The sequence below is a fragment of the Limnobacter humi genome, from assembly GCF_024518835.1.
Lineage (GTDB): Bacteria > Pseudomonadota > Gammaproteobacteria > Burkholderiales > Burkholderiaceae_B > Limnobacter > Limnobacter humi.
The window spans coordinates 387179-401472 of sequence record NZ_JANIGO010000003.1 but is presented as its reverse complement, the minus strand read 5'-3'; the positions used below and the strand labels follow the sequence as shown (position 1 = coordinate 401472).

Genomic DNA, 14294 nt, shown 5'->3' with positions numbered 1-14294 from the left:
CTGGTTTTGGCAAGCGGCGGACGAGGGTTGTGCGTAACACACATTGAACTACCAAACACCCAAAACCGCCAGGCTCTGAATACCTGGCGGTTTTTTTTTAACCCATGGGTCGCGAAAACGGGTTGCAAAAAAACACGCCAGCGCTCAGGAGAATTGGCAATGAACACGGTAACAGACGACTTGAGAATCAAAGAAATCAAAGAACTGCAAACCCCAGCAGCGGTTATCGCAGAGGTGCCCATCACCGAGGCCATCGCCCAAACGGTGTCGGGTTGCCGCAAGGCCTTGCACCAAATTTTGCACGGGGCTGATGACCGCCTGATCGTGGTGATGGGCCCTTGCTCCATCCACGACACCAAGGCTGCCATGGAATACGCCAGCAAGCTGATGGCCTACCGCGAACAGTACGCAGAAGACCTTGAAATCGTGATGCGGGTGTATTTCGAAAAGCCCCGTACCACCGTAGGCTGGAAAGGACTGATCAACGACCCCGACCTGGATGGAAGCTTTCAGATTAACAAAGGTTTGCGCATGGCGCGTGAAGTGCTGTTGAACATCAACAGCCTGGGCCTGCCAGCCGGCACCGAGTTTCTGGACATGATCACCCCGCAGTACATCGCTGACCTGGTGAGTTGGGGGGCGATTGGTGCCCGCACCACTGAAAGCCAGATTCACCGCGAACTGTCCAGCGGCTTGAGCTGCCCAGTGGGTTTCAAGAACGGCACCGATGGTAATGTGAAAATCGCAGTGGATGCCATCAAGGCTGCCCAGCATCCCCACCATTTCCTGAGCGTCACCAAGGAAGGCCGCAGCGCCATTGTCAGCACCACCGGCAACGAAGACTGCCATGTAATTTTGCGTGGCGGCAAAGCGCCCAATTATGATGCAGCCAGCGTGGAAGCGGCCGCGGTTGAAATCGGCAAATCGGGCCTGGCTGCCCGCATCATGATCGATGCCAGCCATGGCAACAGCAGCAAGGTGCCCAAAAACCAGGTGGGTGTTTGCGACAACATTGCGGAACAACTGGCTGCCGGTGACCGCCGCATCATGGGTGTGATGGTGGAAAGCCACCTGGTGGAAGGGCGTCAAGACCTGGAGCCAGGTAAGCCACTCACGTACGGTCAAAGCATTACCGATGGTTGCGTGGGTTGGGATGACAGCCTGCAGGTGCTGGAGGCCCTGGCGACCGGTGTTCGCAAACGCCGGCTGGCCTCTGCGGGGCAGTAAAGTCTGCGCTGATAGATTTAAAAAAACCGGGCCGAGTACCCGGTTTTTTGATGTTTGGCATTTGGTTCTGCAGAATCAAGCCGTATTGAACCCACTGTGTGCAACGTGTTACTCAGGATTCCATTTCATTGGGTGAAGCCCTGAACCATGTATTCCGATCACTGCCTTTCCGTGCGGTTGAATACCCAGTTACTTCGGGAGAATATCGACAGAAGCGTACAAGCCTATGAAGCTTGGCTTGTGCCGGCGCGGGAAATCAAAGCCCAGTCTTGTGCGCTGAAAGATGCGGTGAAGTCCCTCGGGCGGAATGCCTGCCCAGCGCTGAAAGAGTCTGCCAAACGTGCATACCGACTCAGCAGCAATTTGAAATACTGCTTGAAAGCGATCATTCCGACGTACCAGAGCGATCTTCAGCGAATCTGGAGAGGAACATCACCTCGATCAATCACTGAACTGGAGCAGGAACATGGCACATTCAAAACCCATGTTCGTACAGCTGAATACCTGGTGGCTGCGGTGCTTGATCCGTGCAATGCACCAGACTGTCAGGCCAATCCAGTGGCCAATCAACCCCAGCCATTGGAACAGGCCTACGGGGGCACCGAATTACCCGGAGCAAAGCCAGAAAAACTGGCCAGGGTGAGGAACGCCTATAACAGCACTGTGGCAGCAGCCAACAACCTGCACCGACTCATCAACAACTTCTCCGTACGTTCCCGGGTGGAGCCTTTTTCACAGGAACCTGACTATTTTGTGAATGAAGCCAAAGTCCGGGTGACTGACTATCCGCCCTACGACGCTGATCATTGGTGAAGTGTCCGAGACCGATCAATCGTTTTGCTGATTAAAAATTTGTAACTTCAGGAGTTCGATATGCCTTTGCCTCACATTGAATACCGTGGTGCCAGCGACAGCACATTGGTTCACCATGCCCAACTGTTGTCAAGCTCCGTCGCCAACACACACCAGAGTTTGGTGGACGCTCATCTGATGTGCCGATCTGCCGATACGGTCCCGCTGCATTGACCGCATTCCAGACTGTGAAGGGGCTTCCCTCTTCATACGCTGCTGAATTGCTGGGCAAAGACCTTCAGTCTTCTCTTGCGCAACTGCGCAATTTGAGTTGAGTAAAGCCCATTTTGGGTCGGCGGTTTTAGGCTGACCCAAAGTCACTTCCACCCCCAGCGTTTACAATCAAAGGCTTGCAGTAACCGACTCCGCAGGCTTTCCCATGACACGCAAGCGCGACACCCCCGCCACTGAATCCACCTACCTTGGCAAGCTCATCCGTATCCGCGGTGCCCGGCAACACAACCTCAAAAACCTCGATCTGGATATAAAAACCGGTGAAATCACCGTGTTTACCGGGGTGAGTGGCAGCGGCAAAAGCTCATTGGTGTTCGACACGCTGTATGCGGAAGGCCAGCGCCGATATGTGGAAACCTTCTCGCCCTATGCGCGCCAGTTTTTGGACCGCATGGACAAGCCCGATGTGGACAGCATTGACGGCGTTTTACCCGCCATCGCCATTGACCAGGCCAACCCCGTGCGCACGTCCCGAAGCACCGTGGGCACCATGACCGAAATCAACGACCACCTGAAATTGATTTATGCGCGCGCTGCCCATTTGCACTGCCGCCAGTGTGGGCAATGGGTGCGGGAAGACACGCCCGCCACCATTCAGGCCAGCCTGCGTGAACGGGCCGCCGCGCTGAATGATCCCCGTGTGGTGATTACATTCCCGGTGACGGTGCCACTGACCTTGAGTGAACAGGACGTTGAGGACTTTTTAAGCGCGCAAGGCTACACCCGTGTGCACCGCGAAACCTTGGTGCAACTGGCGGATGCGGCAGCAGACTCCAAAAAAGACAACAAGAAGACCACCAAAACAAAGTCTGCAAAACCAGCAAAGTCTAAAAAAACAGTGGCCAGTGCTGCACCCACCCACAAAACTCTGGATGTGGTGCAAGACCGTTTCCGTGTGGGCAATACCGAAGAAAGCCGCTTGAGTGATGCGATTGCGTCGGCACTGCACCGGGGCAAGGGCAAGGTGAATGTTTTTGCACTGCCGGATGACGATGGTGAGGCCGCTGCCCCGTGGCGTTTCTCCGAAGGCTTGCATTGCGCCACCTGTGACATTGACTACGCCAAGCCACTACCCAGCCACTTCTCGTTCAATTCACCCTTGGGTGCCTGCGAAACCTGCCGGGGTTTTGGCCGAGTCATTGGCATTGATTACGGATTGGTGATTCCCGATGAGAACAAATCGCTGGCCGAGGGGTGCGTGAAGCCCTGGCAAACCGAAAGCTTCAAGCCTTGCCAAAAAGACTTGGTGAAATACGCCAAGCAGCGGGGCATTGCCACCGACATTGCCTTCAAGCATTTGCCCGAAGAGCACCAACTGTGGGTGATTGAGGGCGACGCCAATTTTGATGGCAACTGGGATGGCCCCTTGTTTTATGGTGTGGCCCGTTTTTTTGAATGGCTGGAAACCCGCACCTACAAAATGCATGTGCGGGTCATGTTGTCGAAGTACCGCAGTTACACGCCCTGCACAGCTTGCCACGGTGCTCGCTTAAAGCCCGATTCACTGTTGTGGAAGCTGCCAAGTGCTCACGCACGCCACAGCATCCACGACATCATGATGATGCCGCTCGTGAACGTGGCCCAGCTGTTTGCAAACCTACAATTGCCCGGCGCGTTGGACGAAGCCAGCGACCTGGTGCTCCAGGAAATTCGCACCCGCTTGCAGTTCCTCATTCAAGTGGGTTTGGGGTACCTCACGCTAGACCGCCAAAGCCGCACGTTGAGCGGTGGCGAGGTGCAGCGCATCAACCTGACGACAGCCTTGGGCAGTTCGCTGGTCAATACCCTGTTTGTGCTGGACGAGCCCTCGGTGGGCCTGCACCCCCGTGACATTGCCCGGGTGGCCATGGCCATGCAGCGCCTGAAAGCGGCCGGTAACACCTTGGTGGTGGTGGAGCACGACCCGCAATTGATGAACCAAGCCGACCGCCTTATTGACATCGGTCCCGGCCCAGGTGAGGCGGGTGGCAACATTGTGTTTGACGGCGCCCCGGCAGCCATCGAAACGGCAGACTCCCTGACTGCCCGTTACCTCAAAGGCGATCTGAAGGTGGTGGCCCCCAACGACCGCGCGCTGGGCGATGGGGCACAGCATTTGCTGCTCCGTGGTGTGCGGGCCAACAACCTCAAAAACATCGAATTCAAGTTGCCACTGAATCGCCTGGTGGTACTCACTGGCGTCTCCGGTTCCGGTAAATCTACCTTGGTGCAAGACGTGCTGGTACCCGCGCTAAAAAAGATCAAGGGTGAACCCACCGAAGCCCCTGGCGAGTTTGATTCACTGGATGGCGCCGAGTTGATCGGCCAACTGGCCTTCGTGGACCAAAGCCCCATCGGCAAAACCACGCGAAGCAACCCGGCCAGCTATGTGGGTGGATTTGATGAGCTTCGCAAAATATTTTCCAAAACCACCGTGGCGGTGGAACGGGGCTACACACCCGGCTTTTTCAGCTTCAACAGTGGCGATGGCCGTTGCCCCATGTGCGGTGGCAATGGCTTTGAACATGTGGAAATGCAATTCCTGAGTGACGTGTATTTGCGCTGCGGTGAATGCAATGGCACCCGTTACCGGCCCGAAGCCTTGGAGGTGACCATTGAGCGCAAAGGCCAGGTGTTGAACATGCACCAAGTGCTGGAATTGACTGTGGACCAAGCCCTGCACCTGTTTGAGCACGACACCGCATTGCGCAAAACCCTGCAGCCTTTGGCCGAAGTGGGTTTGAACTACCTGCGCCTGGGTCAACCCGTGCCCACCTTGAGCGGTGGCGAGGCCCAGCGCTTAAAGCTCGCTGGCTTTTTGGCCGAATTGAAACCCACCGCCAGTGGCCAGAAAGTGGCCAAGCGGGGTGACCTGTTTGTGTTTGACGAGCCCACCACTGGCCTGCACTTCGACGATGTGGCAAAGCTCATGAAAAGCCTTCGCCTGCTGCAACAGGCCGGGCACAGTGTGTTGGTGGTGGAGCACAACCTGGACGTGATATGCGCAGCCGACTGGTTGATCGACCTCGGGCCCGAGGCCGGTGAGTTTGGTGGTGAACTGGTTGCGCAAGGTACACCGGATACATTGGCGAAACAAACCCACAGCCACACTGGTGTCGCGATTGCGCAATACCGACAGCAGCGAAATTTGCTGAAGGCGGCTGACCTCAATTCAGGCAACAATTCGAGCTCAGCCCATGAGCCCGAGGCGATGTATGCAGTCAGCACCATGCGCCGCGCGAATACAGACGGTATTGAAATCCTGCATGCCCGCGAACACAACTTGAAAAACATCAGTCTGACCATTCCCAGGGAGCAGATGACAGTCATCACAGGCCCCTCGGGCAGCGGTAAATCAACGCTGGCGTTTGATATTCTGTTTTCAGAAGGCCAGCGTCGCTATTTGGAAAGCCTGAACGCCTACGCCCGCCAATTTGTGCAGCCTGCAGCCAAGCCCGAGGTGGATGCCATTTTTGGTATTCCACCCACGGTGGCCATTGAGCAGCGCACCAGCCGGGGTGGTCGTAAAAGTACAGTGGCCACCGTCACCGAGGTGTACCACTTCCTGCGCTTATTGTTCGTCAAGTTGGGCATTCAACACTGCCCCAGTTGCGAGGTGCCGATTGCCCCGCAAAGCATGGACTCGATGCTGGCGCAAATCATGCAGGCGTACAAAGGCAAGGAAATCACCTTGTTGGCCCCGTTGGTACAAGGCCGCAAAGGCATTTACAACGAAATCGCCAAATGGGCGGTGGACCGCGGCTATGAACGCTTGCGGGTGGATGGTGCATATGTACCCACCAACCCCTGGCCCAAATTGGCTCGCTATCAGGAACACCACATTGAAGTACCGGTGGGCACGCTCACCGTGAATGCCAAAGCTGAAAAAAACCTGCGTGAGGTGTTGGCCCGTGCGTTGGAATTTGGCAAAGGTACCGTGATGGTGGAGTCTATGGTGGGGTCAATGGGCTCAGGCCGTGAGCTTGTACCATCCATTCAGTTTTTCTCGACCAAGCGCGCTTGCCCCAGTTGTGCTCGCAGTTTCCCGGAACTTGATCCGCGTTTATTCAGCTACAACAGCAAGCATGGCTGGTGCCCCAGCTGCTTTGGTGTGGGGGAAAAGGTGGACGGGTTTGATGCTGACACCACGGGTGAGGAAGGCCGCTGGCTGGCTGAGCAAGACCGCAGTGAGCAAGACGACGAGGCCGATGAAGCCGCTTATTTGGGCGACAGCATGGTGTGCGGCCAATGTGATGGACAACGCTTGAATGCAACAGCCTTGGCGGTGAAGTTCAAGGGCCAGAGCATTGCGCAGTTGGCCGACCAAACCGTGACCGATGCCTTGCAATGGGTGGAAGCCCTGAAGCTGGACACCCGTGAAGAAAGCATCGCCAAAGACATTCGCATTGAAATGGCCGGCCGCTTGAAGTTCCTGAAACAAGTGGGGCTGGATTACCTGCACCTAAACCGCAGTGCACCGACCTTGAGTGGAGGTGAGGCCCAGCGTATACGCCTGGCCAGCCAGTTGGGTACCAACCTGCGCGGTGTCTGTTACGTGCTGGATGAGCCCACCATCGGCCTGCACACCCGCGACAACCACCGCCTGCTGGATGCGTTGGATGAATTGCGCAGCAAGGGCAATACGCTGGTGGTGGTGGAGCACGACATTGACACCATGCTGCGTGCAGACCGTTTGGTGGACATTGGCCCAGGCGCCGGCAAACTGGGTGGGGCCATCATGTCGCAAGGCAGTGTGGCCGAGGTCCGCAACGACCCCAACTCGCTCACCGGCCGCTATCTGAAGCAACCCATTCCACATCTGCTGCAACCGCGCCGCCCGGTGGACAAAGCCACGCAGCACCTGCGCATTCGCAACGCCACACTGCATAACATTGCAGGCTTGAATGTGGACATTCCCTTGGGCCGTTTGGTCGCTGTTACCGGTGTATCGGGCTCGGGCAAGTCCACCTTGGCCCGCGACATTTTGCTGGCCAATATGCGGCAAGCCGTGGCCACCCAAAGCAAGCGCGGCGGAGTTCATTCGAACTGGTTTGCTTGCGATACCATTGAGAATGCGCCCGCCGTGGCCCGTGTGCTGGAAGTGGACCAAACCCCGATTGGCAAAACACCGCGAAGCTGCCCAGCCACCTACATTGGCTTTTGGAACCGCATTCGAAATGTGATGGCCGACACCGCCGAAGCCCGTCTGCGCGGCTTTGAAGCCAGCCGTTTCAGCTTCAACACCGGCCCTGGGCGATGCCCGGTGTGTGAAGGGCAGGGTATGCAAACCATTGAGATGAATTTCCTGCCCGATGTGAAGGTGCTGTGTGAGGCTTGCCGGGGCGCACGCTTCAACCCCGACACCCTACAGGTGGCCTGGCGTGATAAAACCGCCGCTGACATTCTCAACATGAGCGTGGAAGAAGCTGCACCGTTTTTTACCGCACACCCCAGCATTGCCCAACCGCTTCAATTGTTGGCCGATGTGGGTTTGGGTTACCTCACCCTGGGCCAGCCCAGCCCCACCTTGAGTGGTGGCGAGGCCCAGCGCATCAAGTTGGTGACCGAGCTCACCAAGGTGCGTGACAACCGGGTGAACCCCCACACCCTCTATGTGCTGGATGAACCCACCGTGGGCCTTCACATGAACGATGTGGAAAAGCTGATTGCCGTGCTGCACCGCCTGGTGGATGCCGGCCACACGGTGGTGGTGATTGAGCATGACCTGGATTTAATCGCCCAGGCCGACTGGGTGATCGACATGGGGCCAGAAGCGGGTGTGGGTGGTGGCGATTTGGTAGCCCAGGGTAGCCCCCAGCAGATTGCGGCTGGCAAGGGCATGGGCAAAGGGAAAAAGCCTGGGCACACGGCCAAAGCACTGGCTGATTTTTATGCCAGTCGGGGTGGGAGGTAGTTTCCAGTACGCTTGCGTTAACTGAGCGCATTCAGCAGTACCTCGTGCAGACAATACTCCCGGTCTGCACGGGGGTATTTGGCAGTCAGGTAATTCAATACGGGTGTCAGCTCTTTGATCTGGTTCATCGCGAGCCAGGTTGCCGCCACACCGGTGTTGTCGGGCTTGATATTGACCAAAAAATCCGCCTGCTGCCCCATCAGCACGGCCAGGCACTGGGCGAGCTTGTCTTGCGCATCATCAAAGCTACGGTCAATGGTTTGCAGTTTGTCTTGCAGAGCCAATGTCATGGTATCGATCAATGTGGCAGTGGCTGCACGTTGGCGTTTTCGAACACTGTTGCCCTCGGTTTGCACATGCGGCGGCATCAAGCCATCTTCAATCGCCAACAATTGGCTTTTTTGGCTTTGAATTAATCCGCTGACAGGTAAGCGCAATGGGCCGACGCTCTCGTCGGTATTCTCCAGCCACTGAAAATAAGCCGCCACAAACCGAGTGCTGTCTTTTCGATAGGTATTCACCACATCACCCAGCGACAGCAGGGCGGTCAGCAACTTCTCACGGGCCAGTGCCTGCATGGTGTGTACTTATTCCGGGGTCAAGGTGCGGTTTACACCGCCTGCGTCATTGCTTTGCGTTACCCATTCCACACCTTCCTCGGTCAGGGTAATTTTCAAGCGCACCACGCTATTGCCGGTGGCTTTGTCCTTAATGTCAGCTGTTCGGATGTTGGTCAAAATACGTTGAGGAATGCTCGGTTTGGCCAGTGCAGCCAGGCCTGCTTCGGTGCGAATGTCTTTCACAATGGCCAGCTTGTCCTGGGCCGACAGCTCGGTGTTGGTTTTTTTCAGTGTTTCCACAAATGCGTCTTGCACGGTGCGCGACACCAGCTCTTTCGACACGGTATCGTTATTTTTCCGCGCTTCGGTTAGCCGCAGTTTGGCCGTGTCGGCAAAGGCTTTCTGAAAGTTGGTCGACAGTTTGATGTTGGTGTTGGCCAAGGTGTTTTTCAGACGATTGCTGGTGGCATCGACCACCTTGGACGGTTCGTTGAGTTCGCCTTCCTCACCGGCTTCGTGGCTTTCAATGATCAAAGGCAGGTCGATGCTCACCTCGGGAATTCGCACCCTGGGAACAGACAAACCTTCCAATAGCGGGTTGTCTTTGTACAACTCGGCCAGCGCCGCCGTTTGCAGGTCGGCCGCCTGCCGGGCACGAATCAACCCCGTCATGAGTGAACCCAAAATATCGCCCAAATCATTCATGGTTGATCCGTTCCCTTACTGTCACATTGCGTTAGATTTAAGCCTTGGTTTCCTTGATGTTGTCTTCCAGAATCGACAACAGCTTTTCAAGACCAGCCGGCAATTCGTCCTGCACGGCCCGCACGTGGATTTGAAGGCTGTAGGTGCGTTCGGTTTTTTCGCCGCTGGTATTGCTCTTTTTGTTACTGTAGGAGCATTTCAGTTCAGCCGACACAGGGCCCCAGCCCCCTTTGACTGCCAGTGAGGCGCTGAGGTCTGAGGAATTGGTGGTGGTCGACTCGGTCACCGAATTGATTTTGGCGTTGAAGTCGATGGTGGTCTCTTCCACCCGAATAAATGGAATGGGCAGCATGGTCAGAATGGGTACTTCCAGCTTGAACGGTACCGCTGTGACCGTGATGTTGCCCTGCGCGTCTTTGCTTTCCACCGGTTTGTCGTATTTGAACGAGACCATGGTTGGCTTGCCGGGGTCGGTTTGCGCGTCGGCCGCATTGAAGCCCACACTTTTGATGAAGTCAACCGAGGTTTGGGCAGACTGTGCCTGTGCCTTGATGACCGCGCTGAGCGGCCCGCCAATCATGGCTTGAAAGTCAATAGATGAAAGTTCTTGTCCGATGGCCATAGGGAGGGTCTCCGGTTAGGGCAGCGCAGGGCATGCAGGGGTTTGGGTAGGTGCTGCTTCCGGAATTTGCCTGATACTTGGGAGGTGGATCAAACAAGGGCTTGGATCTGCAGACGCAATCCGGGCGTTGCCGGTGCACATTGAGTAAGTACCCACCAAAGGCTGTTCTGATATCGTCGCCTTCCTCTACCTGATCAATCGTTTAGAAGTTACGAAGGGCGACCACTTATAGAAAAATTGAACCGATGATTGTGGTTTTGCCACCCAAGTGAAAGGTTTTTCATAGTCCCTCGATGGAATTGGAGGTTCTCATGCCAGCACAACACGCACCCACGGTCGATCCTCTTCGCCGCGCGTTCTTTACGATTGAGCCTCACACTACGGAAGTGAGCAGGCAGTGTGCGGTTGCTGGTAAGAACGGTAGGGCCGACTTCACAAGCAAAGAGATTTTTCCTGCTTTCAAAGAGGCGGTTGCCAATCTGGTGGGCATGACGGTGGAGGGGGGTAAGCTTAAGCTCGACGCCTTGAGGCCAGTTACAGGTAATCAACTGAACGAACTGAACGAACTGAACGAACTGAACGAACTGAACGAATTGCCAATGGACGCTGAGGTTTTGAGGGATGTTGTGTGGAACCTGGAGCAAATTCGCGATTTTAACAATTTAGATCATGACCATGTTCAGGCTCTCAATTCAAATATCGAAAAAATAAAGCAGGCAATCAATGAGATGAACGTGGGCATCAGTCGCCGTCTCAAAGCATCCAATTCACAAGCACAACCGGAAAAGGTCGGCGAGGCGCAACAAACCGATTCTTCGCCCACAGCAGCCAATACCACGCCTACCATTCGTGACAGTAATCCCGAAAGAACTGATCTTCAGCAGCAACTGGAGCGCTTAAAAGCTAAGCATACAGCGCTTTACGGGGAGTTGGTTGCTCAGCATGCGCTTAGTCAATCAGGCAACCCCATGCAAAAGCAAGCAGCCCCCCAATACATATTGAGATTGGAGTCTCAATGTGAGCAGCACCGCATGAAGATCAGTGAGATCGAAGAAAAATTAAAAACCCCCGCTTGAGATCCAGCACAAAATCTACCGAATCCAAGATGAAAGGTTTACACACGAATGACAAATTCAGTGGCCAGTACAGCAGATGCTCAGAGAGTGAGTGAAAAACTAGACAATCTCGTGAAGCACGCGGGCGCATTGTTGATGACAAATCCCAATCGGCTCGCAGATGTTGCAAGCACGTTAATGTGTGATCCGAAGTTGTTAGAGCCTCTGCGTAACAGTAATGATCCCGAGACCCGGTGTCAGTTGGCGGCCTCCATGGCCCGAGCCAATCCACAATTGCTGACGAGGCTGAAGCAATCATTAAATGCTGATCCACCGGAAACTGGTGTGGAAGCCAGAAATACTCAGCTCACCCACTTTATTGAGTCCATCGTCAAGGAGCCACTGAAAACTGCGCCTGATCGCCCATGGACTGACACTCAGAGTTCGCTGATGAAGGAGGCTGTTGACAATGTATTGACGTCAACGGGTACTTCCCTGAGTGCCTGTCTCAACCCCGATAGATCACTAACTGCTTTGGGCGAACGGATTGCTTTAGATTGCAAGCTTGAGTTTGCCCGTATGCTTGTGGAATGTAATAACCGTAATTTCCAAAAACTGGGTTTTAACAATGCTTGTGAATTCAACTGCCCCGGATTGGCGAACTACGACAGAGAAACTTGTCGTGCTTATGTGAAGTCAGTTCACGATACCCTCTTCATCAACGCGTCAAACCCACCGAAGACTCGGCTAGAACGTTTAGAAGATGCGCTGTTGTCAAAATTTAAATTTGCCGCGCCTCTTGACGAGCGAAACTTGCGGGCTTGGTTGGGCAACAAATTGGCCTCTGCAGATGTAATAACCCCAAGGGGTTTGGCTGAACTGTTTAAAAATCTAAATGAAGCCATTTGGGGGCGTTTAAACAACCATGAGCGTTCCGAACCTGCCATCATTCCGGAGAAAACAGAGCAGCTCCGCAAATTGATCAATAGCTATAAAAAAACAAATGATTCACGGTTCAGTGAAGCGGAAATCCGTCGGGTACTTCCCCAGTTGTCGCTTCGGTTTCTTCGGGCGGAATTGTCCACGGATGCTCATTTAAAACACGAATTCGCCTTTGCCTTGATGGCGAAATTGATGAACCCCGATGAACTGAAGGGCTTCAGCCCTGAGCATTTGAACGGGTATACGCTGAAAGCCCCCGAGGTTGGTTTGCGTTTAATGGCGGGTTTGCCCGTTGCTCGTGCGTTGCCGGCCAACGATACCATTCCATCTGCATACCGCAAGCGTGAGCAGCCTGTTCAACTGCCCCGTTTTTCCGCCAGTGTGTTGAACATGAAAAACGACTTTGCGCGTCAGGGGCGTTTTCGGGTGTACACCAACCAGGCGATGCAGGCCATGGAAGCGTTGACCATTGCTGAGCACACCAAGCCAGACTGGGGCATCGACAAGCGCGCACGCACCATCGCACGCGCCTTAAGAGATTCTGCATTCGTGTGGGATAACACCGCTAACGACGATCAAGTCAAGTTGAAGGTGAACAACAGCGTGGATTGGTCCTCTCCGTTGCGAAATGATCACAAGAAATTCGTGGATCACGTGTATCGGTTTGCCACAGCACCTGCCTTGAATCCTGATCAACAGCCCCAATCCAAAGAACAACAAGAATTTAATACTCAATTGACTCAGGCCAGCAATGATTTGTTTCAGGCCAAGTTTGTGCAGGCTGGTTTCAGCGCGCGAAAATTTGATCGGGCCACCAAAGCCAATCAGGGTTTGTATTCAAAAGGGTTAAAAATTAACCGACCCGCCCGCCGTTGGCTTGGTGCTGAAACAGCTTCCTTACAGTTCCACAAAAATTGGTCAGCCCGAATTATTCGCTACATTGCGAGCTGGTGGTCCTATGGCATGCCCAATTCGGTCAGTGGACGCCCCAGTGCCAACGCGGCCCGCCTCCGCATGATGGAGGAAACGAGTGATGCATTGTTGGCGCGCATGATCAGGAAGTCGGCTGGTGATGTGCTTGCCGCCAACACCGCCGAAGTGAAAACAGCACTTGAAAACAATCTTGGTTTTGCCGACGGTAATAAAGAATGGACTTACGGTGAACTGGCTGAGGTGGGCAAGCTGGTGTTTGTCGCAGCCAGAGATGATGTGTTGACCGCCAAGTTAACGGTCGATCAACTGCGGTTTTTTGATCTGCACAATGCCACGGGCACTGAAAAAGAAAAGCTCAGTGCAGGCGGTTTGCTGTCTACCCAACTGATTAAGTTTGCACACCTGTCCAATAATCCGAGGCAACCTTTACCGAGTGTGGATGAAATCAAGAATTTCAAAAAATTGTTGACGTTTGTGGTGGCTCACAGTGCTGTGAAAGAGCCCAACCTAACTCATCTCGCCGACAATCCCGCTCCAGCTAATGTGGCAGTTACTCGTCCCGTAGGCGCTAATCCGCCAGTGGTTGTAGACAACAGAAATCGTAACCGTGTCGGTTCTGCGGGGCATCCAAGTAGGCCGCGTTCAATGGCCACTGTTGCACGACGGACAGCACAAAGTGAAGGCACTCTTCTATCTGATTTTTTCCCAGCTGAATCTCGTTCAGGCCAGAAGACCAGGATGTATGGTGAAGGTGGGATATTGTTGGATGAACATGCCTATAAAGGCATTGAACGTTATGTGCTGACACGTTCAACCGCTGGTGGGGAAGCGTTGTCCGTTGGCAAATTAAAGATATGCCTCGACAGTATTTTGGGTCACCCTGAGTTAATAGGTCAAAGTAAGAACAAATACTATAAGGCTGCAGAAAGTTCCTTTTTAAATAAGGTTTGCGATATTTTGTCCGACCGTGAAAAGATCAATAACGTCGTTGAGCCTTTGGCGTCTGATCTTTGGTTTGACAACGGTTCGGCACGACAAGAAACTGAAAATCTGAGCAAATTAAAAGTCACACGAGAATTTTTTATTCGAGAGCTCGCAAAACTCGACTCAAATCACAGTAGGTTTACTGCAGCGTATGCTGAACATTACGTCGGTATGTTGAGTTCACGCAACCAAGAAGACTTTGATCAAAAATTTGAGGAAGTCAAAGCGATATACCGTCAACTAAATCCAAAGCCAGTGCAAAACCCTGCTTAGAAAGAAGCCCAGAA

8 protein-coding genes are annotated in these 14294 nt (G+C 54.1%); 5 read left to right on the top strand and 3 right to left on the bottom strand.

Going from position 1 to position 14294, the window contains the following annotated elements:
* Positions 1 to 159: 159 nt before the first annotated feature.
* The 3 genes from aroG to uvrA all read left to right on the top strand — a co-directional run bounded on the left by aroG (position 160) and on the right by uvrA (position 8206).
* Positions 160 to 1227, top strand: coding sequence for a 3-deoxy-7-phosphoheptulonate synthase AroG (aroG, locus tag NQT62_RS11160; protein ID WP_256764781.1), 1068 nt, complete (start codon positions 160 to 162; stop codon positions 1225 to 1227).
* A 147-nt stretch (positions 1228 to 1374) separates the two neighbouring features.
* Complete coding sequence (locus NQT62_RS11155) at positions 1375 to 2040, top strand: hypothetical protein (protein WP_256764780.1); 666 nt, start codon at positions 1375 to 1377, stop codon at positions 2038 to 2040.
* A 418-nt stretch (positions 2041 to 2458) separates the two neighbouring features.
* Positions 2459 to 8206: an excinuclease ABC subunit UvrA gene (uvrA, locus tag NQT62_RS11150; RefSeq protein WP_256764779.1), complete on the top strand. Its 5748-nt coding sequence runs from the start codon at positions 2459 to 2461 to the stop codon at positions 8204 to 8206.
* A gap of 17 nt (positions 8207 to 8223) precedes the next feature.
* Here the strand turns inward: uvrA and NQT62_RS11145 are convergent, their stop codons facing one another.
* Genes NQT62_RS11145 through NQT62_RS11135 form a run of 3 tightly spaced genes read right to left on the bottom strand, consistent with a single transcriptional unit; the run spans position 8224 to position 10093 of the window.
* Positions 8224 to 8784, bottom strand: coding sequence for a hypothetical protein (locus tag NQT62_RS11145; RefSeq protein WP_256764778.1), 561 nt, complete (start codon positions 8782 to 8784; stop codon positions 8224 to 8226).
* 9 nt (positions 8785 to 8793) lie between these two features.
* Entirely contained in the window at positions 8794 to 9471 is a 678-nt protein-coding gene (locus tag NQT62_RS11140) for a hypothetical protein (protein WP_256764777.1), read from the bottom strand.
* 37 nt (positions 9472 to 9508) lie between these two features.
* On the bottom strand, positions 9509 to 10093 hold the full coding sequence (locus tag NQT62_RS11135) for a DUF2589 domain-containing protein (RefSeq protein WP_256764776.1): 585 nt from the start codon (positions 10091 to 10093) through the stop codon (positions 9509 to 9511).
* A 311-nt stretch (positions 10094 to 10404) separates the two neighbouring features.
* Here NQT62_RS11135 and NQT62_RS11130 point away from each other — a divergent pair, with 311 nt between their 5' ends.
* Both NQT62_RS11130 and NQT62_RS11125 read left to right on the top strand, forming a co-directional pair.
* Entirely contained in the window at positions 10405 to 11169 is a 765-nt protein-coding gene (locus tag NQT62_RS11130; protein WP_256764775.1) for a hypothetical protein, read from the top strand.
* A 252-nt stretch (positions 11170 to 11421) separates the two neighbouring features.
* A complete protein-coding gene (locus tag NQT62_RS11125; RefSeq protein ID WP_256764774.1) occupies positions 11422 to 14280 on the top strand; it encodes a hypothetical protein in 2859 nt (952 codons plus the stop codon).
* Positions 14281 to 14294 lie beyond the last annotated feature (14 nt).